Raw genomic sequence first — 26,710 nt, forward strand, 5'->3', positions numbered from 1 at the left:
CTGGTTCTCGTCTCGGAGCCGGTCTTTTTAAGCTCTCGAATGGCGGCGAACGTATTCTTCCACGATTTTCAGGTCGTTGTGAAGAACTGTGAAGCTTTCTTTTCGTTGCATCAAGTCCGAAAGCCATGCTGGAAGCTGTGGCTCGACACCACTGGCAGCCTTTACGGCATCGGGGAATTTGGCCGGATGCGCGGTTGCAAGAACAACCATCGGTGCAGCATCGGACACATTTTCGCGAGCGACCTTCACGCCGATTGCCGAATGCGGATCAAGCAGATAGCCGTCCGCCTCAAGCACGGATTTGATCGTTGCTGCGGTCTCGTCGACAGTCGAACGGCTGGCCGAGAATTCGCTGCGGATCGCCGAAAGAGGCTTTTCGGAGATCGAAAAGCCTCCTGATTGCTTCAGGCTGTCCATCAGGCCGCGCAATGCTGCCGCATCGCGTGCATGCGCTTCGAACAGGAGACGTTCGAAGTTTGAGGAAATCTGGATATCCATCGACGGTGATGTCGTCTGTGCAACACCGCGCATTTCATACGCGCCGGTTTCCAGCGTGCGCGAGAGAATGTCGTTGTCGTTGGTGGCGATAATCAGCTGGTTGATGGGCAATCCCATGCGCTTGGCCACATAGCCTGCGAAAATATCGCCGAAATTACCAGTCGGCACGGTGAAAGATACAGCGCGATCCGGCGCGCCGAGGCTCAGTGCGGCCGTAAAATAATAGACAACCTGCGGCATGATGCGCGCCCAGTTGATCGAGTTCACACCCGAAAGCGACAGCGCATCACGGAACTGAAGGTCGTTGAACATACCTTTCACAAGGTTTTGGCAATCGTCGAAATTGCCTTCGATGGAAAGGGCATGGACGTTGGAAAAACCGGATGATGTCATCTGGCGCTGCTGCACCGGCGATACGCGACCGTTCGGGAACAGAATAAAGATATCGGTATTGTCGCGACCACCAAAGGCTTCAATGGCTGCGCCGCCCGTATCGCCCGATGTGGCGCCGACGATAGTTGCACGTTCGCCGCGCTGTGCCAGCACATAATCCATCATGCGGGCGAGAAGCTGCATGGCGACGTCCTTGAAGGCGAGCGTCGGACCATGGAAGAGTTCAAGCACGAATTCGTTTGCGCCCGTCTGCACCAGCGGGCAGACCGCATCGTGGCGGAAAGTGCCGTAGGCTTCATGTACCATGCGACGGAAATCCGAATGCGGAATTTCGCCGTCGACAAATGGAGTGAGCACCGCCAGCGCAATATCCACATAGGATTTTCCGCGCAGATCGCGGATCTGTTCTGGCGAAAACTGGGGATAATCCTGCGGCAGATAGAGACCGCCATCCCGGGCGAGACCGGCGAGCAATGCATCGCTGAACCCCAGGACCGGCGCTTCCCCACGCGTGCTTACATATTTCATTTCTTGGGCCTTCATTTCAGATCGGCGCGGTTTTGAGCCGGGTAATGCAATAGAGCCTCCCTAAAAAAGCCGCAAGGTTTTAAAGCATGTTGACGTGTATGGGGTTGCTCTCCGGAGCAAAAAACGGGAAAACGTCATCGCGCTACACACATGCGTGATGTAGAAGACAGGTCGATCAGTGCAGGGAAGCCCGGTTTATGCAAACAGCACCACAGAATCGTTCATCGTTGTTTCCAGTCTTTGCAACGGTTTTGCTCGCAGCCCTCGCAGGCTGCACAACCAGTGGCACTGATAAGGCCGCCGACGGAGGCTCAGGTTCTTCGTTGACCACGCCCGCCTCTACCAGCGACCAGCGCATCAAGGAATCCGAGTTGCGCGCTTTCTGTCCCTCGGTTTCGCTGCGTGACGGTACGGCCTTCTTCAGTACATATGAAAAAGGTGGTGATAAGGATCCCGCACGTGTGATCTATCAGGCCGCTCTGACCGATACGACCCGTGCCTGCCAGTATGGCGCCGGGACTATGACGATTGACGTTGCCGCTGCCGGCAAGGTCGTACCCGGACCAAAATACAAGAGCGGCACCATCACCATGCCAATCCGCGTTGCCGTCCGCCAGGGCGATCAGGTTATCTATTCCAAGCTGCACAAGCAGGCGGTTACGATAGCCAATGGAGATACCGCTACACAGTTCGTCTTCAATGACAAGGCAATCACCGTGCCGATGACGGAAAAGAACAATATCCAGATTTTCGTGGGTTTTGACGAAGGCCCGTACGACACGAAATAATGATTTGCCGTCAGGCGCTTGATCATGAAACCGTTCTTTTAGTTATAATGCGCGGAAAGATATTTCCGCGCATTATTTAATTTTGGCCTTCCCATTTAATAACAGTCGACTTGACGTTTTGCTCAGTGGCCCGACAAAAACTTACGGAGTGCATGCTTGGCACGTTGAATGCCATGGTCATTAGAGACTGTGGGAAACGCAACCTTTTACGGTATCAATATAACAGGCATGATTTTCTTGATCCTGGTTGTCGAATAAATTTGCGGTTATGTATCGATGAACAAGGATGCTGCATTCTCGAAAACGGTTCGTGGTAGCGCACGTAGCTCGGACGCCTCATATGGAAGATGTTTAAAGTAAGTGGTCGTCAATTGGGCGACGGTTTCTGCCTGCGCACGATCACGCTGACGCTTAACTGGTTCACGATCTCCCCTTTGGGAGATCCAGAATTTATGAGCGGCAAAAATACGTGGGTCCGGAGCGACTATACGCAAAGGCTCGCCCTTTTCATCAATCGCAATTGCCTCGAAGGGTGGCGAATTTTCGAGCCAATCAAGCCCTTCGATCGCAGCGGCAACAAGTTCATCTTCACCGTTGCCAATGCTTTCACGGTTTTCCCTCCAAATGGGTTTGGCCGGAGGTTTGATTAAGTCAACCAAATATCCCTCTCGGTTCGCGGCGCGATAGCTGGAACGAGTACGTTCAAAAGATTTATCGACTTTCTTCAGAAGGCCGAGAAGTGAGTTATTCTTTATGTCGTCATCTACGACCATTTTGAGAGAACGACGCGCATCCATGAGCAGATCAATATCTTCAGTGGCGGTGATGCCTGGATCTACAAACACACCGGCGATTGCTTCGTAAGCAAATATCGCGTTAGTACCAACGATCCGAATCCCGGCACCAAGCAAGCCAGCATTGTCGACGGCTCGAATAATCCGAGCCGTAAGATGAGGTACGCGGCCAAGCCGTAGTGCGCGATTAACAGCTGTCTGGCGTTCCATTTGGGATTTGCGCGCGCTCAAGACCTCTTGAGCGGCTTGACGAGCTGCATCCCATTTGACTTTTATCGCCTCAGTTTCTGGTGAGCGGCGACCTTCCACCTTTTGACGTCTGACTCCGGCAGAATTATAATAGCTGCGCATCAAATGCTCGGTTCCGCCAACAGTATGCCAAACTAATGAACCACGGAAGCTTTTGACCGTTGCAGATGCTTGCTGAAAGGCTTCATAGCGTTGATCGGAATTAACCTTTTCACGCCTCTGATCATTATTTAGTTCTATAAAATCAATCATATCAACATAACCGACATAATTTACAACAAGCTGTTGCAGGCGCAGATTATGCAAATTTAATCAACGTTGCAACAGTTTCGATTGATAATATTATTATGTGTTGATCATATTGAAATTAATGTTCTTTTTTAGATTAAACGACTGTATGCCGTCAGATGAACGAGTGGTTCAGCCGCGCGCACGAAGATGTATGGCGCCGGTAACGATCCGTTTGCGGAGAACAAGACAGAAGCGCAGCAAAGCCGTCGCTGAAAAGTTTGATTGCGACAATGCTTGTGAATAAATGCACATCGATAAAATTCGAATTAAATGCGACTGCCTGCGTGAAATGAATGGCAACAGATTTACGCTAGTGTGTTCTCATGAAACAGAAATATGAACGCATTCTCGAACCGACGGACACTTGGGCGATCTTCGATACGTCCACTGGCGAACCCGTCATCATGGGAACCCGTATGCTGATCGGCCTCTCGGAGAGTGAAGCCGAAGAGCTTCTGGCAATTCTCAATGCCCCGCCAAAGGGGCGCAACAAGCAATCCGCCGCCTGACAATAGCCAGGCGTCGGATCAATTCACTCAGGCATCGGTCCAGACGGACAGGGCCTCGATAACGCTCGGCAGGTCCTTGTGGCGATGGATGACGGTTTCCGCACCGGCATCGGTCAACTTGTCGGCATGCCCCGGATAGGTGTGAGCACCACCCGTAAAGCCGATCACACGCATGCCAGCAGCGCGAGCACCCTGAATGCCATGCGCGGAATCTTCAATCACGATGACATCTCTCGGATCGACCCCGAATTGCTCGGCCGCATAAAGGAAAACGTCCGGCGCAGGCTTGGTCTTTTTGGTGCCGACTTCCTTGGCCGAAAAAATGTTCTGCGCAAACAGTTCGTAAAGGCCGACACGTTTCAGCATGCTTTCCAACCGATGGCTGGTCGAATTGGAGCAGATGCACTTCGGCAGTTTAAGTGCCGAGACCACTTCCACGATATCCTCAACCGCCTGAACTTCGTTCTCAAGCTTCTGGTCCAGAATTTTTTCGGATTTGTCGAGAAGTGATGCTGAAAGCGGAATTCCGGCTTCGCGCTCTACCGTCAGAAGAATATCCTGCCACGTCAGACCGGCAAAACGCTCGGCCATTTCATCAGCCGAGATCTGATAACCAGCTTCGGTGAGGAGGGCGGATTCGACTTCTGCCGCGATGATTTCGGAATCCACCAAAACGCCATCGCAATCGAAAATGATGAGGGACGGTGCCGCCATGATCATAGCCTTTTTATTGGGAGGAGTGGGCACCGGCAGCAGCCGGAAACACCGCGATTGAGCTACACCTTTATGGCGAAGCCGTCAAATCGGGGTTGGTGCGAATTCAGACCTCCCCGGAAACTTCGCGCCGCCGCCGGTCCAGTTCTTCGCTGTAGCGACGTAGCGTGTGTGCTTCACTGAGAAGGCCAAGTACCTTGCGCTCCTGCGCATTGTTTACCACGGCCAGCGCTTCGCTTTCTGCCCGGTCGAAACGGGCGACGGCTTCCTTGGCATTCATCTGGGGCAACAGGAACTCGTCCTGATATTTGAGAAGCTCGCTGATGCTGTGTTCGCCGTCGGATGTGTCGAAGCTGTCGGCATAGACCTCCGGAACCGGGATCATGCCGACATAGCGTCCATCGGCATCGACCGCGATGACACGCTGGGTCGAGCCGAGAGGGAAATCGTGCCGGAAGGTTTCTATATCGGTATCGATCAGCACGGTTCGCACATCGTGACGCATCATCCGGTTTACGGTCAGATTGCGTATCCAACCGATATCATGGGCGGACCGGATGGCCTCGCCACGCAGGTGAAAGCGCCATGTTGCGAAGGAGTAACCGAAGGTCTTCCGCACCATCAGCGAGGACGAGACGACAGCGCCGAGGACTAGCATTGCGATTGGAAAATCGCCGGTAAGTTCCAGTGCAAGGAAGGTCATGGTCATCGGACCGCCAACGACGGCGACGGCAAGTGAGCTCATGCCGATAACTGCATATACTTCAGGTGCAAGTGCCAGACCGGCAGGTAGAACGGCTCCGGCCACGGCTGCAAACAGCTTGCCCGTCAGTGCACCCAGAAACAGCGATGCGAAGAACAAGCCCCCACGAAAGCCCGCACCGATGGAGACAGCGGAAGCGAGAGACTTGGTGAAGATCAGCAGCAACAATGCCGGTATTGTAATGTTTGCATTCAGATCGAGGTGTAACGCTCCGTGGCCCGATGCCAGAACTTGCGGAGAAAAGAACGCGATCATACCGACAACGGCACCACCGATTGCTGGTGCCAAAACATTGGGCACTATGCTGCGTCGGGCGGTCGTTTCAACAAAAGTGACTCCACGCATGATGAGGATGGCAATACCTGCCGAAAAGAAGCCGAGAACGAGCGCTGGCACGTAGTCGCGCGGCGTGATGTCGTTGATCTGACCGATATCGATGACAAAGGGCGCTCCGCCAATTGCCTGCGTCACCAGCGCGCCAACGATCGCCGCCACGACGACAGGCGCCAGCGTGGCAATCGAATAGACGCCGATGATGAGTTCGAATGCATAGAATGCGCCAGTCAGCGGAGCATTGAAGGCGCTGGCAATAGCTGCCGCAGCGCCGCAGCCGACCAGCGTTCGCAAATCGGCGCGACGAAGCTTGAGTGCCCGACCGATACGGGATGCAAAACCGCTCGCAAGCTGCGTATAAGCGGCTTCAAGCCCGACCGATGCGCCGAAACCGTTCGAAATCAGGTTCTGTCCGACGAGAATGAAACTGTCCGTCAGCGATAGGCGTCCACCATGAAGTGCATTTGCTTCGATAGGGTCGACGATGGGCCGCTTGCGCCAGCGCGCGAGAACCCAGATCACGATCCCCATCAAGATGCCGCCCGCGAGCGGCGCGATATAAGCGCTGGGTTGCAATGATGCCGCCGAGCTCAGTTTCTCACCGGGTTCAAGAGCGAAGATTGCCTGATGCATCCATTGGGAAATGCTGCCAATCGCGGCAACCATCAGCCCTGAAATGATGCCGATGACGGTGCCGGCGATAACGAGGCCTATTTCGCTGCCGCGAACCAGTGCACGCATGCGAAAGGGTACAAAGAGAACCCGCAAATACCGGTTATGCCGCAGTTCAGCGATACTCATCATAAAATACACCGGACAAGCGGGGCGGCGCGCATGCCCGCCACGCAAATTCAGAAGTTGACTGCCGATTATAGGCAAAAAGGGATAACCAAGCCTTATCAAGGGCAAGAAGTTAAAGTTACAATTGCATAGCGATCGCGGCGTTAAGATGACAGGCGGCAAAATGTCGAGGGTCAATTGACCATGAAAAGCCCGGAACTGCGGACTTTCCACCTCGCTTAAGAAAAGATTTACGATTTCAATCACTTGGCGTTAACTGCATATTTACCCTACCCGGTAACCATAAGGACGAGTTTTTTGCGTCCACAGGTAATCGAGTATCCCATGTCTCTTGTACGTCTTGCACATGAGTTGCCCATTGAGGCTCCGCGTACCGCCTGGCTTGATTCCATCATCAAAGGTGATTGCGTCGCGGCTCTGGAACGCCTGCCGGATCATTCCGTGGACGTTATTTTTGCCGATCCTCCCTATAATCTCCAGCTTGGCGGCGATTTGCATCGCCCCGACCATTCGATGGTCAGCGCAGTTGACGATCACTGGGATCAGTTCGAGAGCTTTCAGGCCTATGATGCCTTCACGCGTGCATGGCTTATGGCCTGCCGTCGTGTCCTGAAGCCGAATGGCACCATCTGGGTCATCGGCTCCTACCACAATATCTTCCGGGTTGGCTCGCAGTTGCAGGATCTCGGCTTCTGGCTCCTGAACGATGTCATCTGGCGCAAGACGAACCCGATGCCGAATTTCCGCGGCCGTCGTTTCCAGAACGCTCATGAAACGCTAATCTGGGCTTCGCGCGATCAGAAGGGCAAAGGTTACACTTTCAATTATGAAGCGATGAAGGCCGCCAATGACGACGTACAGATGCGCTCGGACTGGCTGTTCCCGATCTGCACCGGTTCTGAACGCCTGAAAGACGAAAATGGCGACAAGGTTCATCCAACCCAGAAGCCGGAAGCTTTGCTTGCCCGCATCATGATGGCATCCAGCAAGCCTGGCGACGTCATTCTTGATCCGTTCTTCGGTTCTGGAACGACGGGTGCGGTTGCCAAGCGCCTCGGACGCCACTTCGTCGGTATCGAGCGCGAACAGAGCTATATCGATGCAGCGATGGCCCGTATTGACGCTGTTGAACCGCTCGGCAAAGCCGAACTGACGGTGATGACGGGCAAACGGGCCGAACCGCGTGTCGCGTTCACTAGCGTCCTCGAAGCGGGGCTTCTTCGTCCCGGCACGGTGCTTTGTGATGAACGTCGCCGTTTTGCTGCCATTGTTCGCGCGGATGGTACGCTGGCTGCCAACGGTGAAGCGGGTTCGATCCATCGTATCGGTGCAAAGGTTCAGGGCTTTGATGCCTGCAATGGATGGACTTTCTGGCACTACGAGGAAAACGGCGCGCTGAAGCCAATTGACGCCTTGCGTAAGGTCATTCGCGACCAGATGGCAGTTGCAGGCGCTTAAAGCGCGTCCCGAAAAGTGCGAAGCGGTTTTCGGATAAGATGCGCAAACGATTAGATATCGGACGGCCTCCAGCATAGTCTGATAGTGAGGCGCTCGAAGCATCGGCTTCGGGCGCCTTCGCTATTTTAGGCACGGAGCATTTCCTGTTTTGATTGAATCGTAGGAGATGCTCTATTCGTTTGTTTTTACGCATGTCTTTACCCCGAAGCCGGTTCCCGATTTCAGGGATGCTCTAAAGCGTGTCGCCGTTAACCGGATTCATGATTCCAGTTTGGCTTGAAGTATGCTTCACTTTGCCCATGGAAGGAGATGCACCATGGGCTAGCCGCATCCGATAGAGTTGCGTGAGCGTGTTGTTGCGCTTGTGAATGAGGGGCATGGCAACCGTGAAGCCGTTCGGCATTTCCGGGGTTCGCTTCGGTTCGTCAACAACATGGTGATCCTGCATCAGTAATCCGGTTCTCTGATCGCCGCCAAGCAGGACCACCCGCCTGGTGGTGCGAATCTCTTGGCTCATGGGGATTGGGTCCGCGAGCGGATGTCTGTCCGTAGAGTAACGACTTTGGACGAACTGTGGGTTGCGTTCGCGGAGCGCGGCATTGAAGTCCAACGTGCCACGGTAGGGCGATTTCTGCACCGGCTCGGGCTGAGCAATAAAAAAGCCCCAAGGCAAGCGAGCAGCGCAGGCTTGAGATCGCCAAGGCGCGTGACCTGCGGATCAACCGTCGAAAGCGGTTCTTCAACAAAGCCTTGGCGCGGCTCATCTTTATCGACGAGACCTCCACGAATACGCGCCTGACAAAACGCACCGGATGGTCGGCCAAAGGAAGTCGCTTTGCCGACTATGCTCCGTTCGGGAACTGGAAGACGCAGACCTTCATTGCCGGACTGTGCTGCCATGGCCTGACCGCGCCATGGATCGTCGACGCTCCGATGAACAGCCGCATCTTCGAAAAATGGATTGTGAGACACCGCTTGTGCCGACACTGTCGCCCGGTGACGTCGTGATCCTCGATAATGTCGGCTTCCACAAAAGCGAAAGGGCGGAACAGTTGGTCAAGGCGGAAGGCGCATGGCTTCTATTCCTGCCGTCCTATTCGCCAGACCTGAATCCCATCGAAATGGCCTTCTCAAAACTCAAGGCACTCCTGCGAAAGCGCGCCGCGCGAAGCTTCGATGCCATCTCCAATGCTCTCGGTGGCATCATCAGCCTCTTCTCCGTCACCGAATGCCTAAACTTCTTCAAGGCAGCAGGATATGAGGCTGAATAAATGCGACACGCTTTAGCCTGTTTTGCCTGTGACAGCCCTGATACAGGCAAGCACCATATCTTGCGCCCGTTTCCTGTGCTTTTATTCGCGGTCAACTTGTTATAAGGTTTTGGCAGGAACTTATAACGCTGCTAACGGTAAGATCGGCTATAAGGTTTTTGGCAGGAACTTATAACGACATAGTTCAACTCGCCGCCGGTACGACCAACTCATTCGAAAAGGCCAAGGATGAAAGAGATCGACATCAGCTATAGAACGATGTTCGCGGAGTTGGCGCAGCGGACAATGGATGCACAATTCGTAGCAGACTTCCCTTTAGAAGGATGGTTTGTGACTGTAACTGTCAAAGATCGCGATTATTGGTATTTCGACCTCCCCACCCCCGAGGGCAAAGACAAACGAAGCTACGTCGGCCCCGCGAGTGACGAAGCTATCACTAAGCGGGTAAGAGCCCACAAAGAGATCAAGGGCAACATCCGAGAGCGTAGACGCATGGTTAGCACGCTGCGACGCGCCGGCCTTCCCGGTCCTGATCCCTTCGCTGGTGACGTCACGAAAGCCTTGGCCGATGCTGGGTTGTTCCGGCTGCGCGCCATCTTGATTGGGTCGGTGGCATTCAGCACCTATGCTGGAATGCTCGGTGTCCGGCTGCCCTCTGCCGCGCTGCAGACAGGCGACGCAGACTTCGCTCAGGACTTCGCAATATCGGCTGGTGTCCAAGATAGTCTCCCGCCAATCCTCGAAATCCTCCAGTCAGTCGACCCTGAATTCCGCGCGATTCCGCACCAGGCCGATAAGGCTAAGGTGGTCGCCTTCGTGAACGCCAAGGGCTATCGGGTGGAGTTCTTGACCGGAAATCGGGGATCAGAAGAATACACTGGCAAGCCGTCGCCCATGCCCGCCCTCGGCGGCGCGTCGGCGGAGAATCTGCGGTTCCTTGATTACCTGATCTACGAGCCTATCCGCACAGTGCTACTTTTCCGCGAAGGCATAAACGTTCTCGTTCCTGCTCCCGAGAGGTATGCCGTACACAAGCTGATTGTGTCGTCGCGAAGACTCACTGACACGTTGGGGCGTTTGAAAGCTGACAAAGATCTAACGCAAGCCGCTTTGCTCTTCGAAGCCCTCGTGCAAACGCGCCACGGCATTGAACTAAGCGATGCTTGGGAGGAAGCATGGGAGCGCGGTGATGCATGGAAAGAGGGTATTGTCAGCGGCCTATCCAGACTACCCAAAAACGGAGTTGAAGCGTTAAGAGAGGCACTCGGGTCCGATTTTGTAGAAGGCTTACTGAAAAGGTGATTGACAGATTTCGCTAGAAACGAAAGACGACGACAGGCCAGTCTATGATTAGGCATAAAAGGCCGTGATCCGCTCTACCGCTGCCATAGCGAAAGGGCGTGACGTTGGTCAAGGCGGAAGGCGCATGGCTTCTATTCCTGCCGTCCTATTCGCCAGACCTGAATCCCATCGAAATGGCCTTCTCAAAACTTAAGGCACTCCTGCGAAAGCGAGCCGCACGAAGCTTCGATGCCATCTCCTATGCTCTCGGTGACATCATCAGCCTCTTCTCCGTCACCGAATGCCTAAACTTCTTCAAGGCAGCAGGATATGAGGCTGAATAAATGCGACACGCTTTAGAAGGCGAGACCCAGGGCTTTCAAATCAGCGCCCAACTTGCCCGCATCCGTAAAATGCACAGCCTGCCAGCCAGCCTGTCTGGCGCCATCCACATTGTGCATTGTGTCATCGATGAAAAGCGTTGCCGCGGGATCAAGGTCGAACGATGCAACGTGATGATCGTAGATTTCGCGGTCGGGTTTCAGCATATGAATGTCGCCCGATACGGTGACGCCCCGACTTTCGGCCAGAAAGGGAAAGCGAATCTGTGCTTCTCGGAAAGTGTCTAAAGCAAAATTCGTCAGCATGGTGACGTCATTGCCATGGCTGATCAGACCGCGCAGAATTTCGACGCTGTCCTCGTACGCATGGGGAACCATGCGGTTCCAGTTTTGCCGGAACGCACGAATATGATCGCGTTTCTCGGGATATGTATCGATCAGAAGTGATTCTGCTTCCTGCCAGCTTCTGCCGCGATCCTGTTCGATATTCCATGCGCTGGTGCAGATGTTTTCCAGAAACCACCGCCGTTCCGAAGCATCGGGAATGACATCGAGATAAGCAAGTTCAGGATCATAGTGGATCAGAACTCGGCCAATATCGAAGACGACATGCTTGACGGGACTGTTCAATGGTTTCTCCTCCCTCGTTTGAATGCTTCTGGTATGGCGGCGATGATCGCCTTTTTCATGACGGTGGGCAGCGCCTCATCGGAAAGGTCGTCTGGCTGTGACCACCATCCATCCGTAGACGCACTCTTGCTGACATTCTCGGAGCGATAGACCGACAATCTCAGTTCGAAATGTGTAAAAACATGCGTGATTGAACCGGAACCGTTCCATTGTGCCGCGAACGGTGCTGCAGCGATTGTTGCATCTCCGTCGATACGCGCCGTCCAGTGGCTGCCCGGAACTTCGGTCATTCCGGCAAGCAGGCCTTCACCTTTCCGCTTGCGCAGGAGAATTGAACCATCCTCCGCAATGGCGATGAATGCCGCCCCGGTGCGAATTGGCTTTTCTGCTTTGGGGGCCTTAACCGGAAACTCCTCCGGATCGCGTGATTTGAGAGCCAAGCAATCATCGTTGAGCGGGCAGATCGCACAGGCTGGCCGTCGTGGCGTGCATATGGTTGCGCCCAGATCCATCATGGCCTGAGCAAAGTCTCCCGGTCTGTCGATGGGCGTCATTTGACCCATGAGTGCGCGGATTTCAGCTTTTGCAGCGGGCAGGGGCGTGTCGATTGTGTAGAGCCGCGAAATTACACGCTCCACATTGCCGTCGACGACGGCAGCCGCCTCGCCAAACGCGATTGCCGCGATCGCCGCCGAAGTGTAATCGCCGATGCCCGGCAGTTCCTTCAGTGCAATGGCATTGTCCGGAAACTTGCCATCATGCTGTAAGGCTACGGCGTCGGCACATTTTTTCAAGTTACGTGCACGCGAATAATAACCGAGCCCGGCCCATGCACGCAGCATATCGTCTTCACTCGCCTTTGCCATGGCTTGAACGGTGGGCCAGCGTTCTACGAATTTCATGAAGTAAGACTTGACCGCCTCCACTGTCGTCTGTTGAAGCATAATCTCGGAGAGCCAGACGCGATAGGGATCGGGCTTGACGCCGGAGGCCTGTTCGGACGGGCTCACGCGCCACGGCAGAACGCGATGGTGCCGGTCATACCAGCGCAGGAGCTTTGTGGATTGATCGGAATTGGTAGAATTCAGCATGAGAAGGACATCGGTTAACAGTTGGGCAGCATTCTGATTAATGCCTTATTTTTACAATTGATAGAAACAACGCTGTGCATAATAGATCCTAGCGCGTAGAAGCCTCACTGTGGGCCTTCTGATGTACTCAGTTGGAAAGAGAATAAGTGGACCATTCTGTACCCGTCTATGTCATCAATCTTGCGCGATCACGGGATCGCTGGGACAGGCTGAAGTCCAATGCGGATGCGCTTTCGATCGATCTGAGGCGCGTGGAAGCTGTTGAGGGAAAACTTCTGTCCCCGGAAGAACTGACGGATTTCGATGATGCAGGCTTTCGTCGTTGGCATGGTAAAACTGTACTGCCCGCAGAAATTGGTTGTTATTTCAGCCATATCCAAGCGCTGGAAATGATAGCCGCAGCACCTGAATCTTTTGCGGTCATTGTGGAAGATGACGTAGTTTTCACTCCTGCTTTTCAACCGTTCCTGACGTATTTGACAAAGGTGACGGGTTGGGATGCGGTTAAACTCGTGAATCACAGGACGTCTGCCTTTCGCCCGTTTCAAAAAGCCGACGATCAGTTTTCCATAGGTCGCTGTCTGCATGGCCCGCTGGGCAGTTCAGCAGCATATGTCGTAACCAGGGAAGGCGCGTCGAAAATGCTGAAGGCGCTCCGGCCCATGCGACTGCCTTATGATGTTGCATTGGAACGTGGGTGGGCTGGTGCATATCAGGTTTTTACGACCGACAAGCCGGTCGTCGAGTTTTCGGATATTGCGATCTCTACGATCGCTCAGGGGCGTTCTGCCTACGCCAAGAAGCGTTTACCCGTATACAAAAGGATAACTACCCTTGTGTTTCGAGTAACTGATTATGTCCGACGAATCGCCTACGCTCTTGATAAGAAGGGCTTAAGAGAGGGCAGAGATTGAGTTATTTTAAAAAGTCTTTTCTCCTGCGGCGCCGGATAGATTCCTGGGTGCTCGGGATAGCGTCGGCCGCGATGCCCATTCGCATCGGTTTTGGACCGCTGATACTTTTCGTCTTTTCATGCATCGGCATTTATCTTGCCTGCGGACGTCACGCGACGACACGTATGTTCGCCAAAAAGTTCTATCTTTTCATAGTCTTATATGCTGTATGGTCGCTGGGCTTGATCCTGTTTCGAGGCGAGCCCTTCCACGATAACCGGCAGATCGGCTATACTCTGCTAATTGCCATTTTCGCTTTTGCTGGTTCGGGGATGGTGCTCGTTCGCGATCCGTTGCGAGCTTATGTTCTCGGCGCGCGGGTTGGAACGTTGCTTGCCGTGGTCATCGCACTTTATCTTGCTGTGACCAATGGCGGCCGTATTGGTGTCGGCGGCAATCAGGCAGTCTTTGCATTCGTTGCAGCAGTGGCGGCGATCTCGGCTGCAGTCCCCCTGCGCAACGCCTCCCGATATTTGCCGAACGGCCCACATTGGCTGGTGTTGGGGTTCACTGCGGTTTTAACTTCTGAAACACGAGCAGTCATTGTGGTCTTGCCGATATTTGCGGCCATAGAAATTCTTATTTTCCTAAGGCGTTTCAGCATCAGGCAACAGGGAGCGGCTTATGCGATACTGTTCGCAGCAATAGCGGCTCTCGTCGTTGTCGGACCGGTTGGCGATATTATCTCCAAACGGTTCGCGGGTATGGTGGAATACTATGACAGCGGCAACAGTTCCAACTGGGACGATAAAGTGTCTGCCGATATCCGTGAGGTCATGTGGACGAGCGCGTCCCATGTCATCAAAACTCACCCTTTCACAGGAGTAGGCTCCTATTCGAAGATGGATTTCGTGAAGACTGAGGCTGGTGACAAGGCTCCAATGTTGGAAGGCTTCCGTCATGTCCATAACACGATTCTTGATGAGTTACTGAACGACGGGATTATCGGCCTCATCTTTATGGCTTGTGCATTTATCTCGATCTTCGTCTATCTGTGGCGTACAGCCGATAGCTGGGCGATGCGACGAGCATTGATTTACTCCGCGGTGGTGTGCGGCAGCTACGGCATGTTGCACAATCCGCTTTTGCACGAGGTAACCATCGCCTCGACTATGTTCTTCCTTGCAGCACTTAATGCGGCTGCATCGCGGCGAATGATGGCCGCGCGCCGCGCAGGTCTCACCTCGTATATTTTTGGAAAGAAATCAGCCGCATGAAAGCCATTGTAACGGGCGCAGCCGGGTTTATCGGGTTCCACACGGCGCAACGACTGCTGGATGAAGGCTGGCAGGTCATTGGCATAGACAATGTGAACGACTATTATCCGGTTGCCCTGAAAGAAACCCGGCTCTCCAAACTTCATATGAGGGATGGTTTCAGGTTTGCGAAGGCGGATATTTCCGATGCAGAAGCGTTCAATGCGGCGATCGGCGCTGATCGGGATGCAGATATCATCGTGCATCTGGCAGCACAGGCGGGTGTGCGATACTCCATTGAGAACCCCACCGTCTATATCTCCGCTAATGTGCAGGGACAGGTCACGGTCTTCGAAACCGCGCTGAGACTGGATAAGCGACCGCCTGTCGTTTATGCCAGCTCATCGTCGGTCTATGGCGCGAATGAAAAGGTGCCTTTCTCCGAAAGCGATCCTGTCGATCATCCCGTCTCGATCTATGCCGCGACAAAGCGTTCGGGCGAACTACTGGCCTACTCCTACCGTCACGTGCACAAGCTCCACTCTGCGGGCTTGCGCTTCTTTACCGTCTACGGTCCTTACGGGCGGCCTGACATGGCGCCATGGCTGTTCACGTCCGCGATCCTCAAGGGTGAGCCGATCCGGGTGTTCAATAATGGTGAGATGCAGCGGGACTTCACCTTCGTGGACGATATCGTCAGCGGTGTAGTCGGTGCGGTACGGCGCATACTCGACAAGCCGGAAGATACCGCACCTGTTTATAATCTTGGCAACAACCGGCCCGTAATGCTGAACGATTTCATTGCTGCAATCGAGAAAGCGACGGGCAAGGAGGCAATCCGTAAGCTGGAACCTATGCCAGCCGCCGACGTGCCGCGCACCTATGCCGACATCACGCTTGCTGCTGGCGATCTTGGCTTTAGCCCGAAAACGACACTCGATCAGGGGATTCCTTTGTTTGTCGAGTGGTTTCGCGGCTATAATGGAGCGCGATGAGCGAACCAACATCCAGACGCGGCTTCAGGCCGCTGGCAGACATGGCTTCGGGTCTGGTGGACCCGATGCTGCAAAAGCGTGCCGGTATCAATCTCGCCTTGCTTCAGTCGTGGGAAGATATTGTCGGGCCTGCCATCGGTGCAACGTCACGTCCGCTGCGCATTATCTGGCCGCGCCGTCTGCATGAGGACGATCCGTTTTCACCAGCAACGCTGATTATCGCCTGCGAAGGCTTCGCTGCCTTGCAAGTCCAGCATGAAACAGGAGAAATTATCAGTCGTATTAATGGCTTTCTCGGCTTCTCGGCAGTCGGGCGCATTCGCATCGAACAGAAGCCACCAGTCATTCCAGCCAAGCGTCGGATAAAGAGGCTGGCGCCGCTTGGGCCTGCCGAAGAACGCCGCATCGACAAGGCCACGGACGGTATCGAAGATGACGCGCTTCGCGCAGCACTGGCACGTCTTGGCAAGAACATTCTCGCAGAGAAGCGGACAATCGGTCGAAAAGACGGTAAGGACAGCTGAATTCGGCCTGCTGCCATAAAATTGATGCAAGCTTTCAGCAGTTTGAACTTGGCACCCCAATTGATTGTCGCAAATATGAAGACAAAAAACGCAAGGCGCTGACTTTCATGTGAACGCTGCGGGTCTAGCGAAGTGCGATCTGCCGCTTTAGATTGTATGTCGAAGTCAACTATTGAAACAGGACTGGATGATTCGGATGCCTGCAGCGTTTAATCGCAGACACGTTATTTCTCTTGCCGGAGCAGCGGCTGCCGGGCTGGCGTTTGCCGGTGGCGCGAATGCGCAGCAGCGCGATCCTGAAGGCACCGTTGATGCGGCCAAGATTGCCGAACCCGGCAAGCTCAAGGATATGGTCTATGGCAAGGCTGACGCGCCGGTCACCATCGTTGAATATGCATCGCTGACCTGCCCACATTGCGCAGATTTTACGATCAACACATTCCCGAAAATCAAGGAAAAATATATCGATACGGGCAAAGCACGGCTCATCTTCCGTGAGTTCCCGTTCGATCCGCGCGCGACTGCCGCTTTCATGCTGGCGCGCTGCGCACCGGAAGACCGTTATTTCCCGATGGTCGACGTTTTCTTCAAGCAGCAGCAGCAGTGGGCAACCGCCGAAGACGGTGAGGCAGCTCTCCTGCAAATTGCAAAACTTGCCGGTTTTACACAGGAGTCCTTCAAGGCTTGCTTGACGAACCAGCAAGTTCTCGATGATGTGAGAGCAACGATGGAGCGTGGGTCGAAGGATTTCGGTGTGAATGCAACGCCGACTTTCTTCATTAACGGACAAAAATACGCTGGAGCGCTTTCGGTTGACGAAATGTCGGCAATCATCGACAAGCTTCTCTGATCCGTTTTTCAGATCGAAAAGCGGGCGCTTCTCTGCGCCCGCTTTTTGCGTTTTTGAGATAGGGCATTTCCAGCAAAATTGCGAAGCGGTTTTGCGTGGGATAATGCGTACAAACAATGAGCTGGAGCGGTTCCAGTACCCAGTTTTAACAGGCACCGCTCTCGCTGCAGGAGGGGCATTCTGATGCGCTTCTCCAAGCTGCGCCTTGTTGGTTTCAAATCCTTCGTCGAGCCCATGGAGTTCGTCATCGAAGGCGGGCTGACCGGCGTTGTCGGCCCAAATGGCTGCGGCAAATCCAATCTGGTCGAAGCGTTGCGCTGGGTGATGGGTGAAAACTCATACAAGAACATGCGCGCCTCCGGCATGGACGATGTGATCTTTTCCGGCTCGGCCACGCGGCCCGCGCGCAATACTGCGGAAGTCACGCTTTTTCTTGACAATTCCGACCGCACTGCGCCTGCCGCTTACAATGATGCGGACGAATTGCAGGTCTCTCGCCGTATCGAACGGGAATCCGGGTCGGTCTATCGCATCAATGGCAAGGAAGCGCGTGCCAAGGATGTGCAGCTTCTCTTTGCGGACCAGTCCACCGGCGCACGTTCGCCCTCCATGGTCGGGCAGGGGCGCATTGGCGAGCTTATTCAGGCAAAGCCGCAAGCCCGTCGTGCGCTTCTGGAAGAAGCGGCTGGCATCTCCGGCCTGCATACGCGCCGTCATGAGGCCGAGCTGCGCTTGCGTGCTGCTGAAACCAATCTCGAGCGTTTGGACGATGTGGTTGGCGAGCTTGGAAGCCAGATCGAAAGTCTGAAACGTCAGGCGCGTCAGGCAAACCGCTTCAAGGCACTTTCCGCAGATATTCGCCGGGCGGAAGCCGCACTTCTGCATTTGCGCTGGTCGCAGGCAAAGATGCAGGAAGGCGAGGCGCAAAGCGCCCTGGCGCAGGCAACCTCGGCTGTCGGTGACATGGCGCAAGCCCAGATGAACGCGGCGAAAGTACAGGCGGTCGGCGCACACAAACTGCCCGAACTGCGTGAGGCTGAAGCGAAAGCCGCGGCTGCATTGCAGCGCCTTTCCATTGCCAGAACGCAGCTTGATGAGGAAGGCGAACGTCTTCGTGCCCGTCGGGCAGAGTTGATAAAGCGTCTTGAGCAGCTTTCCGCCGACATCGCGCGCGAAGAAGAAATGATGCGTGAGAACGCCGACATTCTGGCGCGTCTCGATGACGAAGAACAGGAACTGATCGCTTCCGCTGAAGAATCCGGCGAGCGCGATCAGGAACTGCATGCACTGTTTGAGGAAGCGGAAGTTCAATTGCAGGACAGCGAGAGCGCTTTGTCCCGCGTGACGGCCGAACGTGCCGAAGCTGCCGCAGAGCGTGTGCAGATCGAACGTGTATTGAAGGAAACACGTGATCGTCGTGACCGTCTTTCTGTCCAGATGGAAGCGATCGAGCGCGACATCGCTGCTGTCGCGGAACAGATCGGTGGCCTGTTCGATCCGGCGGAAAAGCGCATCGTAGTCGATCGCTGTGCGGAAGCACTGGCATCCGCTGAGGAACTGGTCGCAAGCGCGGAAGAGCTCGTTGCAAGCGCGCGCGAAGCGGAAGCCGCCAGCCGCCAACCTTTGAGCGAGGCGCGTACCGAACTGAATCGCATCGAAACGGAAGCGCAGACGTTGGCCCGCATTCTGAATGCTGGTGAAACGGGGCAATTCCCGCCAGTGGTGGAAGAACTGCGTGTTGAGAAAGGCTATGAAGTAGCACTTGGTGCGGCACTCGGCGAAGATCTTGATGCGGCAAGCGATGAACATGCACCGGTCTACTGGGCTTACAATCCCGCAGCCAATGCCGATCCCGCTCTGCCCGACGGCGTGACACCCTTGGATCGGCTGGTAGAAGGGCCGCAGCAATTACGCCGTAGGCTGGCACAGGTCGGCGTTGTCTCGGAAAGTGAAGGCAAGCGCCTGCAGGCCATGTTGCGGCCCGGCCAGCGGCTCGTCAGCAAGACCGGAGCGCTCTGGCGCTGGGATGGCTATACGGCAAGCGCTGATGCGCCGACCCCGACAGCTCAGCGACTGGCACAAAAAAACCGGTTGGTGGAACTCGAACAGGAAGCGATTGCCGCGCGCAAACGTGCCGAGCAGGCTGAGCAGGATGTGCAGCGAACCGAAGCAGGCGTCCGCAAGGCCGTCGAACAGGAACGTGTCGCGCGCGATCAATGGCGTGCCAACCAGCGCAAGCTTGATGAAGCGCGTGAGGCTCTCGCGGCTGCGGAGCGTGCAGCAGGCCAATTGGCAACACGCCGTGCCGGTCTGGAAGACAGCAAGGCGCATCTGGAAGAAAATCTCGAAGAAGCGCAGATCCGTGTCACGGAAGCCGAAGAGCGGCTTGGCGAAATGCCGGATATCGATGCGATTGGCGAACGCCTTGCCGCATTGAGCAGCGAAGTCATGTCGGACCGCACGGCTTTGGCAGAAGCGCGCGCCGCCTATGAGGGGCTGCGGCGCGAGGCTGATGCTCGCAAACGGCGGCTGGAAATGATTGCGCTGGAGCGTCGCAACTGGAAATCCCGGGCCGAAAATGCTGACCGACATATAGCTGCTTTGAATGATCGCCGTGAGGAAACGGCGGATGAGGCCGAGACGCTTGCGGAAGCGCCTGACGAAATCGAGAACCGCCGCCGGGCGCTTTTGAACGAGCTTTCGCAGGCTGATGCCCTTCGAAAACAGGCTGGCGATATTCTGGCCGAGGCTGAGGCTGCGCAGGCGGAACTCGACAAGACGGCGACCCTTGCCATCCAGCAACTCGCGGCAAGTCGTGAACAGCGTGCGCGTGCCGAAGAACGTCTTGCGGCGGCGGAAGAGCGGCGCAAGGATGCCGAAGCCCGGATCGCCGAAGCGCTGAACTGCCCACCGCACGAGGCTATTCGCCAGACGGGTTTAAGGCCGGATGAAGCTTTGCCCGATCCCGATCAATTGGAACGCCAGTTGGAGCGGTTGAAGATTGAGCGGGAGCGGCTCGGGGCGGTTAATCTGCGCGCCGATGAGGAACAGGAAGAACTGTCCGGACGCCTGGATACCATCGTCTCCGAGCGTGAAGATGTGATCGAGGCGATCAAGAAATTGCGTCAGGCGATCCAGAGCCTCAATCGCGAGGGACGCGAACGTCTACTGGCTGCGTTCGACGTGGTGAATGTACAGTTCCAGCGCCTGTTCACACATCTGTTTGGCGGCGGCACGGCGGAACTGCAACTGATCGAAAGCGACGATCCGCTGGAAGCCGGTCTGGAAATCCTCGCCCGTCCGCCCGGCAAGAAGCCGCAGACCATGACGCTCCTTTCCGGCGGTGAGCAGGCGCTGACAGCCATGGCGCTCATCTTTGCTGTGTTCCTCACCAATCCGGCGCCGATCTGCGTACTCGATGAAGTGGATGCACCGCTGGATGACCACAATGTGGAGCGTTACTGCAATCTGATGGATGAAATGGCGGCTTCGACCGAAACGCGCTTCGTGGTCATCACGCATAATCCGATCACTATGGCACGCATGAACCGTCTCTTCGGCGTGACGATGGGTGAACAGGGCGTGAGTCAGCTCGTTTCTGTGGACTTGCAGACGGCTGAACGGCTGCGCGAAGCGGGATGACGATCATAAATCTTCAGAGCTAACAGTATGGGCGACAATTTCGGTCGCGTAAATCACTGGATCGTGTAACGTCCTAGCGCCACTTATATCCACCGGGCTGCCTGCCATTGCTGACGAAAACGTTTATCCGTCGCGACGGCACGGGCCGGAGGCATCATCAGCTCGGCAATCTGAGCCTGAATGTTGGGAAATGGCGCGCGCGCGAGGGCGATGTCGGTGCGGCGCAGAACAGCGTCGTTGCTTGGCGTTTCTGGAACAGCGCTTCGGGGAAGGTTACAAGGATGGCGGTGGCCTACCACTCCTGCCGACGCGGCTGATGGCAGGACTTGCAATCCTCCCGCCTATCTGCGCGATCTCTTCATCAGCCTCGCCAACGGTCATCTGGCCAAAGACATCGACGCCCTGATGCCATGGGCATATGCCGTCCACATCAATGCCTCTCAATGAGCTCATCCGGCACTATACGGCGAGCTCATTGCATCATTCACCGCATTTCAACGCAAAAGCGTGCCAACCAAGGACCAACGGTCGTTTGTTATGGGGGTTGCTGTGCCGTTTTGGAATTTGCCTGCCAACGGTCATATGAAGACCGATGACAGGCTGGCGATACAATCTATGCGCTGCTAAGGGCTACAGGGCAAAGTTAGCTGTTAATGATGAGAACTTACTTAGTCATTTCATCGACCGTCTTCACGAGCATGGGAAGGGCATCTTCAGGGGTAAGGTCGCCCCGCATAACCTTGGCAATGATGTCGCGTTCCGCACGCCAGATGCGCACCGACGATCCGGTCGGATACCCCTCCCACGGGCGCGCCAGCTCGATTTGGGATGCCACTGTTTTGAAGCGCGGTTCCTTTTGGTAAAAAGGAGCAAGATAATCAGCGCCGTCAGCCAGTTTGTTCGTCGGTAGATACCCTGTCGTTTCTACCACGATACTCTGTCCTTTCGGACCGGTGGCAAATTTCAGATATTCCCAGGCCGCTTTCTGCACGGCCTCATCTTGTGAAAGAATGATGCCTGCTGCGCCGCCCGTTGGGAGGCCGCCATTCTCCTTATCGTCAATCGGTACTCTTATCGTGTTCAGTTTGAAGCGGTCTCCTACAAGGCCGATAATCTGTGCAAGGCGGGCGGGAGTATCGATGAAATAGGCGGTTTGTCCAGCTGCGAATTGCTGGCGCGCCTGTTCAAATTCCAGCAAATTCTCGCCGCCCTCAGTCACGATACGACGGAGAATTTTGAGGGCTGCCAGACCCTTTTCATTGTTGAAGCCAGCCTTTCCTGTTTCAGGCTCGACGAGCTGCGTTCCTTCCTGCCGCAAAATGGTCTGCCAGAGCCAATCGTCGGGCCAATCGTAGATTGTATAACCGATGCCCGTCATCTTCGGGTCTGCGTCATGGATTTTCTTGGCGCGCGCCAGAAGATCGTCCCAAGTCGCAGGTACCTCCTTGGGGTCCAAACCTGCTTTCTCGACGGCGCTTTCATTGACGTAAAGAATTGGAAGCGACGCGTTGAAGGCCATACCGTATTTGACACCATCTACAACGCCAATATCGAGCATGGACTGCGAATAATTCTCCGTTATCCAGTTTTGTGGTTCGGCATCCAGAAACGGCTTGAGGTCTACGATCTGGTTGCGCTTGGACAAAGTGCGCGCAAGCTCGGGCATAAGATGGTAGCCGGGAAAGTAGAGGTCTGGAAGCTGATTGGTGACGGCCAGCCGCTGCATCAGGAGATGGCCTTCGTCGTAGTCCTTGGCAGGAGCCCGGAATTTTATCTTGATATCCGGGTGCTCCTTCATGAAGGCTTGAGAAATTGGATCATGGAACTTCGCGAAGCCGGATTGTGCGTAGAGCACGTCCAGTGTCACCTCGGCGGCGGGTGCCGTTCCCGCCATACAAAGCGTAAAGGTTCCGGCTGCGATGAATTTTGCTATGTGTTTCATATGTTCCTCCCTGGATTCAGACGTTTATATATTGAGGCTTCTTATTTGACACCGGTCATGGTGATGCCCTGAATGAAGCGCTTGCGCGCAATCAGGAAGCAGATCACGAGCGGGGCGGTGAGCATGGTGGCGGCCGCCGTCAGCGCTCCATAATTCGAGCCAGTTTCCGCGTCAGCGAAGAGCAGCATGCCAAGCGGCGGCGGTGCGAGCTGGTTGTCGGAAATGACGATGAGCGGCCAATAAAGGTCGTTCCAGTGCGCGACAATCGAGAACACCGCGAAAGCGGCGATTGCCGGCATGGCACTCGGCGTGACGATGCGCCAGATGATTTCAAGCTCGCCCATGCCGTCAAGTCGTGCGGCATTGATGATATCGTCGGGGAAACTCCTAAAAAACTGCCGGAACAGGAATATTGCGAAGGCTGACAGGAAAAACGGCAGCATCATCGAAAAATAGCTATTGAGCTGACCAGCCCAGGCCAGAGCGATATAGAGGGGAAGCGCTGGCACCTGGATGGGGATCGCCAGTGCCAGCAGGATCAGAACGAAGAAAAGGTTGCGGCCGGTAAATTTCAGCTTGGCCAGTGCGTAGGCACACGGGATCGCGACGATCAACTGGACCAGAAGGATACCGCTGCACACAATGACGCCGTTCAGCGCAAAGCGCAGCAAAGGTGCGCTTTCAAGCGCGAAGCTGTAATTTTCCACGCCATAAAACTGCGTTGGCCATAGCCGCAGCTGAGCGCTGAATATCTCATTTGGCGGTTTGATTGATGTGACGAGCATCCAGACGAAGGGCATGACGATGAAGATTGCACCTAAGATCAAGATGGCGTGGACCGCGATGAAGCCAAGTCCCCGTTTCAGCTCCGAGAAGCTGCGTGCAGGCGGGCTGGCGATTTGTGGCTGTTCGTCCGATAGCGGTGTCAATAGTGCACCCTCCTGTCGATGAAAAAGGTCTGGATGCCCGAAAAGATCAGGATGAATGCCAAAAACACCAGCGTCAGCGCTGCGGCATAGGCGGTCGAAAAATACTGGAAGCCTTCCAGATAGATCGCATAGAGAATCACATTGGTGGAATCTTGTGGGCCGCCCCGCGTGATCGCGACTACCGTGTCAAAGACCTTGAAGGCGGTGATGGATGTAGTGATGAGGACGAACATGGTCGTCGGCCCAAGCATCGGCCAGGTCACGGTCAGGAAGCGGTCGATCACGCCAGCTGCACCATCAATATCAGCGGCTTCATAGAGGTCTTTGGGGATCGCCGAGAGACCGGCCAAAAACAGCACCATGTTGAACCCGACAAGTTGCCAGATTCCAATGACCGCCAACGTCGGCAGCGCATAGGCAGGGTCGCTGAGGAAATTGACCGGCTGGAAGCCCAGGGCAACAATAATCGCGTTGATTGGTCCAAGGCTTGGATGAAGCAGGAATTTCCATACCGACGCCATGGCAATAAGCGTTGCCGTGACCGGCAGGAAGAAGATGACCTCATAGATTGCGCGGCTACGCGTTCGGCCATGGATGAGAAGGGCGAACAGGAGGCCGAGCCCCACTGATCCGGGAACCACGAAGGCCACGTAGATGAACGTGTTGAAGAGCGATCGACGGAAGGTTTCGTCGTGCAAGGCATTGGAAAAATTCTTGAGGCCGGCAAATGACAGCGTCAGGTCGCCAAGCTGATAATCGGTGAGACTGAGCACCACTAAGACAATCAGCGGCACGATATGGAGCAACAGGAGCAGTATGAATGCGGGTGCCGCCAGGCCAAGCCCTGTCAGCTTCTCAACGAATTCTCGCCGCCCGAGCCTTTGTCCAAGAGCCGGTTCAACGGGTTGAGCCATGTTTTGCCCTCCCGGAATCGTCGCCTGACAAGAGCACATGCGTTTTTTCCGCCCGCCGTCCGTCGGGGCCGAAAATATGGCAAAGCGTGGGGTCGAAGGTCAGTCGCACAGCATCGCCTTCGTGGATGTCTTCATGCGGCGAAGTCGTGCGCATGATGAAACTGGTCGCTTCCGTGCCGGTCAGGTCGAGGTGATGGAGAAATTCGGCGCCGAGATTTTCCGTGCGGCGCAGGCGTGCGTCGATGATTGGTTGACCTGTGGCCGTCTGCTTAAGCGAAAGAAGGTCGAGCGCCTCCGGCCTGATGCCGATGGTCACACTCTCGCCCTGCGGCAGGTTGACGGCGATGCCAAGTGGCCTGCCTTGTATTTCCACCCGACCGGCCGGTCCAATCGATGCGGGCATAGTATTGATTGTTGGGCTACCGATGAAGCGGGCCACTTCCAGATTGGTCGGATGCTCATAAAGTTCCGTCGGCGTCCCGAGCTGCTGCACCTTGCCGCCGTCCATCATTGCGACACGGTCCGACATGGTCATGGCTTCGATCTGGTCGTGCGTGACATAGATGAAGGTCGCGCCCATGCGCTTGTGCAGTTCGGTCAGTTCTGTGCGCATGTGGACGCGCAGTTTCGCGTCCAGATTGGATAGCGGTTCGTCCATCAAGAAGGCGCGCGGCTGGCGGACCATCGCCCGGCCGAGCGCCACGCGCTGGCGCTGCCCGCCAGAAAGCTGCGCAGGTTTGCGGCCAAGCAGCGCCTCAATCTTCAATTGGCCGGCCACGGCTTCGACCTGTTGTGCAATCTCTTGTGTTAGCCTTTTGCGGCGTGGCGAGAGATGTTTGATCAGCGGGATGCGCTCCAACAGGCTGAGTTTTTCTACTGTGAGGGGAACAGCGATGTTGTCGAAAGCCGTCATATGCGGATAAAGCGCGTAACTTTGAAACACCATCGACAGCTTGCGCTCATGCGGGCGCAGGTGGTTCACCGATGCGCCGTCCACGCTGATCGTACCTGCCGACTGGCTTTCCAGGCCGGCGATGATGCGCACGAGTGTCGACTTGCCGCAGCCCGAAGGTCCAACGAGGGTAAGAAATTCCCCGTCGCGGATCGAAATATTAATGTCGTCCAGTACCTTGAGGCTTCCGAACGATTTACTGATGTTTTGGATATCGACCTGGGACAAAAACTCTCCTCCAGCATTCGTCGCCCGCTCCAACTATCGCGGGGGGTAAACCTCATGCACAACGTCATCGATCCACATCATCTTCAGTTCCGGCAGATGTACACGCTTAAAGCTGAAACCTGAATCCGAGAAATCGTATCGTACGGCGCCAAGCTGCTTTTCGCCGCCCAAAGGCGGCTGCATGTCTGGACCAACCGCGAAGGCGGCTGACGGACACCAGACGAACTGGATGCCGTCGAGAACGAAATCGTGTGACAGATGAAGATGACCACTGGCGATAAGATCGACACCGAAGCGCTGCGTGAGGCGCTGCAGCCGGGTGCGTGGTTCCGGCCTTACTGACCAATAACCGTTGTCGATATCGTCCCAGCCATTGATAAACAGAGGTTGGTGGGTAAACCATGCGATGCGGCGGCCGTCCGCGCTCTGCATTTGTCGTTCCAGCCAGTGAAACTGCGCTTCTTCCGCCGCAAGACCGGAACTCAGGATCATGGAATCGAACCCGAGAAGGCGCCACTTTCCCACATCCTTTGCCCAGAAATCTGCGCCATACTGTCGGTTCCAGCGTTCCAAACGATGTTCATTGGTCGGCTGATGTGCGCTTTGCGGTTCGCCGACATCGTGGTTTCCAGGAACAACCAGCATCGGGGCGGGCAGGCCGACCATCACTTCGCGGCAGAAGGTAAAATCGTCCTCGACATCCGCGCCGTCCACGCTGATATCGCCGGAATGAATGATGAGATTGGGATTTTCACTGGCGAGCCAGTTTTTCAAAGGCTGCCAATTTTCCACGAAATGCGCCTTGTGGCGTCCAAGATGCGTGTCTGAAATCTGTATGACGCGGACCATTCC

The 26,710-nt window shown here is 55.3% G+C and carries 23 protein-coding genes and 3 pseudogenes; 14 read left to right on the forward strand and 12 right to left on the reverse strand.

Going from position 1 to position 26,710, the window contains the following annotated elements:
- Positions 1 to 27: 27 nt before the first annotated feature.
- Entirely contained in the window at positions 28 to 1,419 is a 1,392-nt protein-coding gene (gene thrC, locus F9K91_RS03660) for a threonine synthase (protein WP_151677192.1), read from the reverse strand.
- A gap of 197 nt (positions 1,420 to 1,616) precedes the next feature.
- Between thrC and F9K91_RS03665 the strand changes: the two genes are divergently transcribed.
- Positions 1,617 to 2,207 (forward strand): hypothetical protein, encoded by a 591-nt coding sequence (locus F9K91_RS03665; protein ID WP_151554214.1) that lies wholly within the window; start codon positions 1,617 to 1,619, stop codon positions 2,205 to 2,207.
- A 266-nt stretch (positions 2,208 to 2,473) separates the two neighbouring features.
- On the opposite strand, the gene F9K91_RS03670 is transcribed toward F9K91_RS03665, so the two are convergent.
- Complete coding sequence (locus F9K91_RS03670) at positions 2,474 to 3,556, reverse strand: nucleotidyltransferase family protein (RefSeq protein ID WP_235912749.1); 1,083 nt, start codon at positions 3,554 to 3,556, stop codon at positions 2,474 to 2,476.
- A 308-nt stretch (positions 3,557 to 3,864) separates the two neighbouring features.
- Here F9K91_RS03670 and F9K91_RS03675 point away from each other — a divergent pair, with 308 nt between their 5' ends.
- Entirely contained in the window at positions 3,865 to 4,050 is a 186-nt protein-coding gene (locus F9K91_RS03675) for a hypothetical protein (protein ID WP_012090863.1), read from the forward strand.
- A 27-nt stretch (positions 4,051 to 4,077) separates the two neighbouring features.
- On the opposite strand, the gene F9K91_RS03680 is transcribed toward F9K91_RS03675, so the two are convergent.
- Both F9K91_RS03680 and F9K91_RS03685 read right to left on the reverse strand, forming a co-directional pair.
- A complete protein-coding gene (locus F9K91_RS03680; protein ID WP_151677193.1) occupies positions 4,078 to 4,764 on the reverse strand; it encodes an HAD family hydrolase in 687 nt (228 codons plus the stop codon).
- A gap of 106 nt (positions 4,765 to 4,870) precedes the next feature.
- Positions 4,871 to 6,661 (reverse strand): chloride channel protein, encoded by a 1,791-nt coding sequence (locus F9K91_RS03685; protein WP_151677269.1) that lies wholly within the window; start codon positions 6,659 to 6,661, stop codon positions 4,871 to 4,873.
- Positions 6,662 to 6,985: 324 nt separating this feature from the next.
- Between F9K91_RS03685 and F9K91_RS03690 the strand changes: the two genes are divergently transcribed.
- Positions 6,986 to 8,119, forward strand: a complete 1,134-nt coding sequence (locus F9K91_RS03690; RefSeq protein ID WP_109986196.1) for a site-specific DNA-methyltransferase — start codon at positions 6,986 to 6,988, stop codon at positions 8,117 to 8,119.
- Positions 8,120 to 8,351: 232 nt separating this feature from the next.
- Here F9K91_RS03690 and F9K91_RS26260 read toward each other — a convergent pair whose 3' ends face one another.
- The gene (locus F9K91_RS26260; protein WP_235894853.1) at positions 8,352 to 8,636 is read right to left on the reverse strand and encodes a hypothetical protein; all 285 of its coding nucleotides are present in this window, start codon (positions 8,634 to 8,636) and stop codon (positions 8,352 to 8,354) included.
- Positions 8,637 to 8,929: 293 nt separating this feature from the next.
- Here F9K91_RS26260 and F9K91_RS26265 point away from each other — a divergent pair.
- From F9K91_RS26265 to F9K91_RS03705, 3 genes and pseudogenes are all read left to right on the forward strand, one after another.
- Positions 8,930 to 9,390 (forward strand): annotated as a pseudogene (locus F9K91_RS26265) (IS630 family transposase); the annotation flags it as partial.
- A gap of 228 nt (positions 9,391 to 9,618) precedes the next feature.
- The gene (locus tag F9K91_RS03700) at positions 9,619 to 10,692 is read left to right on the forward strand and encodes a nucleotidyltransferase family protein (RefSeq protein ID WP_151664554.1); all 1,074 of its coding nucleotides are present in this window, start codon (positions 9,619 to 9,621) and stop codon (positions 10,690 to 10,692) included.
- A 110-nt stretch (positions 10,693 to 10,802) separates the two neighbouring features.
- Positions 10,803 to 11,015, forward strand: a pseudogene (locus F9K91_RS03705) (transposase); the annotation flags it as partial.
- Between the two features lie 12 nt (positions 11,016 to 11,027).
- Here F9K91_RS03705 and F9K91_RS03710 read toward each other — a convergent pair.
- Positions 11,028 to 11,642 (reverse strand): HAD-IA family hydrolase, encoded by a 615-nt coding sequence (locus F9K91_RS03710; protein WP_109986198.1) that lies wholly within the window; start codon positions 11,640 to 11,642, stop codon positions 11,028 to 11,030.
- Complete coding sequence (gene mutY / locus F9K91_RS03715; protein ID WP_151677195.1) at positions 11,639 to 12,733, reverse strand: A/G-specific adenine glycosylase; 1,095 nt, start codon at positions 12,731 to 12,733, stop codon at positions 11,639 to 11,641. The genes F9K91_RS03710 and mutY overlap by 4 nt, the downstream gene beginning before the upstream one ends.
- 146 nt (positions 12,734 to 12,879) lie before the next feature.
- On the opposite strand from mutY, the gene F9K91_RS03720 reads away from it, so the two are divergent.
- From F9K91_RS03720 to F9K91_RS25890, 8 genes and pseudogenes are all read left to right on the forward strand, one after another.
- On the forward strand, positions 12,880 to 13,647 hold the full coding sequence (locus F9K91_RS03720; protein ID WP_151677196.1) for a glycosyltransferase family 25 protein: 768 nt from the start codon (positions 12,880 to 12,882) through the stop codon (positions 13,645 to 13,647).
- A 71-nt stretch (positions 13,648 to 13,718) separates the two neighbouring features.
- Positions 13,719 to 14,903 carry an O-antigen ligase family protein gene (locus F9K91_RS03725; RefSeq protein ID WP_235912751.1) on the forward strand — a complete coding sequence of 395 codons (1,185 nt, stop codon included), beginning with the start codon at positions 13,719 to 13,721 and terminating at the stop codon, positions 14,901 to 14,903.
- Positions 14,900 to 15,877, forward strand: coding sequence for an SDR family NAD(P)-dependent oxidoreductase (locus F9K91_RS03730; protein WP_151677200.1), 978 nt, complete (start codon positions 14,900 to 14,902; stop codon positions 15,875 to 15,877). Before F9K91_RS03725 ends, F9K91_RS03730 begins: the two co-directional genes overlap by 4 nt.
- Positions 15,874 to 16,401, forward strand: coding sequence for a DUF721 domain-containing protein (locus F9K91_RS03735; protein WP_140019992.1), 528 nt, complete (start codon positions 15,874 to 15,876; stop codon positions 16,399 to 16,401). The genes F9K91_RS03730 and F9K91_RS03735 overlap by 4 nt, the downstream gene beginning before the upstream one ends.
- A 196-nt stretch (positions 16,402 to 16,597) precedes the next feature.
- Positions 16,598 to 17,251 (forward strand): DsbA family protein, encoded by a 654-nt coding sequence (locus F9K91_RS03740; protein ID WP_040130231.1) that lies wholly within the window; start codon positions 16,598 to 16,600, stop codon positions 17,249 to 17,251.
- A gap of 183 nt (positions 17,252 to 17,434) precedes the next feature.
- Positions 17,435 to 20,893 carry a chromosome segregation protein SMC gene (gene smc, locus F9K91_RS03745; RefSeq protein ID WP_109986204.1) on the forward strand — a complete coding sequence of 1,153 codons (3,459 nt, stop codon included), beginning with the start codon at positions 17,435 to 17,437 and terminating at the stop codon, positions 20,891 to 20,893.
- A gap of 107 nt (positions 20,894 to 21,000) precedes the next feature.
- Entirely contained in the window at positions 21,001 to 21,210 is a 210-nt protein-coding gene (locus F9K91_RS25885) for a hypothetical protein (RefSeq protein ID WP_167522161.1), read from the forward strand.
- Positions 21,211 to 21,226: 16 nt separating this feature from the next.
- Positions 21,227 to 21,340, forward strand: a pseudogene (locus F9K91_RS25890) (transposase domain-containing protein); the annotation flags it as partial.
- A gap of 217 nt (positions 21,341 to 21,557) precedes the next feature.
- Here the strand turns inward: F9K91_RS25890 and F9K91_RS03755 are convergent.
- The 5 genes from F9K91_RS03755 to F9K91_RS03775 are packed head-to-tail and all read right to left on the reverse strand — an operon-like array spanning position 21,558 to position 26,707.
- Complete coding sequence (locus tag F9K91_RS03755) at positions 21,558 to 22,835, reverse strand: ABC transporter substrate-binding protein (protein ID WP_109986205.1); 1,278 nt, start codon at positions 22,833 to 22,835, stop codon at positions 21,558 to 21,560.
- 41 nt (positions 22,836 to 22,876) lie between these two features.
- A complete protein-coding gene (locus F9K91_RS03760; protein ID WP_176037291.1) occupies positions 22,877 to 23,701 on the reverse strand; it encodes a carbohydrate ABC transporter permease in 825 nt (274 codons plus the stop codon).
- A gap of 59 nt (positions 23,702 to 23,760) precedes the next feature.
- Positions 23,761 to 24,678 (reverse strand): carbohydrate ABC transporter permease, encoded by a 918-nt coding sequence (locus tag F9K91_RS03765; RefSeq protein ID WP_109986207.1) that lies wholly within the window; start codon positions 24,676 to 24,678, stop codon positions 23,761 to 23,763.
- Positions 24,662 to 25,858: an ABC transporter ATP-binding protein gene (locus F9K91_RS03770; RefSeq protein WP_109986208.1), complete on the reverse strand. Its 1,197-nt coding sequence runs from the start codon at positions 25,856 to 25,858 to the stop codon at positions 24,662 to 24,664. The genes F9K91_RS03765 and F9K91_RS03770 overlap by 17 nt, the downstream gene beginning before the upstream one ends.
- 33 nt (positions 25,859 to 25,891) lie before the next feature.
- Positions 25,892 to 26,707, reverse strand: coding sequence for a metallophosphoesterase family protein (locus F9K91_RS03775; protein WP_151677204.1), 816 nt, complete (start codon positions 26,705 to 26,707; stop codon positions 25,892 to 25,894).
- Between the last annotated feature and the right edge of the window lie 3 nt (positions 26,708 to 26,710).

This window comes from Brucella tritici, assembly GCF_008932295.1.
Taxonomy (GTDB): Bacteria; Pseudomonadota; Alphaproteobacteria; order Rhizobiales; family Rhizobiaceae; genus Brucella; species Brucella tritici.

Bases quoted from the DNA above. Each gene is read 5' to 3' on its own strand.
- thrC (WP_151677192.1), bottom strand. From the start codon at position 1,419: ATGAAATATGTAAGCACGCGTGGGGAAGCGCCGGTCCTGGGGTTCAGC.
- F9K91_RS03665 (WP_151554214.1), top strand. From the start codon at position 1,617: ATGCAAACAGCACCACAGAATCGTTCATCGTTGTTTCCAGTCTTTGCA.
- F9K91_RS03675 (WP_012090863.1), top strand. From the start codon at position 3,865: ATGAAACAGAAATATGAACGCATTCTCGAACCGACGGACACTTGGGCG.
- F9K91_RS03680 (WP_151677193.1), bottom strand. From the start codon at position 4,764: ATGGCGGCACCGTCCCTCATCATTTTCGATTGCGATGGCGTTTTGGTG.
- F9K91_RS03685 (WP_151677269.1), bottom strand. From the start codon at position 6,661: ATGAGTATCGCTGAACTGCGGCATAACCGGTATTTGCGGGTTCTCTTT.
- F9K91_RS03690 (WP_109986196.1), top strand. From the start codon at position 6,986: ATGTCTCTTGTACGTCTTGCACATGAGTTGCCCATTGAGGCTCCGCGT.
- F9K91_RS26260 (WP_235894853.1), bottom strand. From the start codon at position 8,636: ATGAGCCAAGAGATTCGCACCACCAGGCGGGTGGTCCTGCTTGGCGGC.
- F9K91_RS03700 (WP_151664554.1), top strand. From the start codon at position 9,619: ATGAAAGAGATCGACATCAGCTATAGAACGATGTTCGCGGAGTTGGCG.
- mutY (WP_151677195.1), bottom strand. From the start codon at position 12,733: ATGCTGAATTCTACCAATTCCGATCAATCCACAAAGCTCCTGCGCTGG.
- F9K91_RS03725 (WP_235912751.1), top strand. From the start codon at position 13,719: ATGCCCATTCGCATCGGTTTTGGACCGCTGATACTTTTCGTCTTTTCA.
- F9K91_RS03730 (WP_151677200.1), top strand. From the start codon at position 14,900: ATGAAAGCCATTGTAACGGGCGCAGCCGGGTTTATCGGGTTCCACACG.
- F9K91_RS03735 (WP_140019992.1), top strand. From the start codon at position 15,874: ATGAGCGAACCAACATCCAGACGCGGCTTCAGGCCGCTGGCAGACATG.
- F9K91_RS03740 (WP_040130231.1), top strand. From the start codon at position 16,598: ATGCCTGCAGCGTTTAATCGCAGACACGTTATTTCTCTTGCCGGAGCA.
- smc (WP_109986204.1), top strand. From the start codon at position 17,435: ATGCGCTTCTCCAAGCTGCGCCTTGTTGGTTTCAAATCCTTCGTCGAG.
- F9K91_RS03755 (WP_109986205.1), bottom strand. From the start codon at position 22,835: ATGAAACACATAGCAAAATTCATCGCAGCCGGAACCTTTACGCTTTGT.
- F9K91_RS03765 (WP_109986207.1), bottom strand. From the start codon at position 24,678: ATGGCTCAACCCGTTGAACCGGCTCTTGGACAAAGGCTCGGGCGGCGA.
- F9K91_RS03775 (WP_151677204.1), bottom strand. From the start codon at position 26,707: ATGGTCCGCGTCATACAGATTTCAGACACGCATCTTGGACGCCACAAG.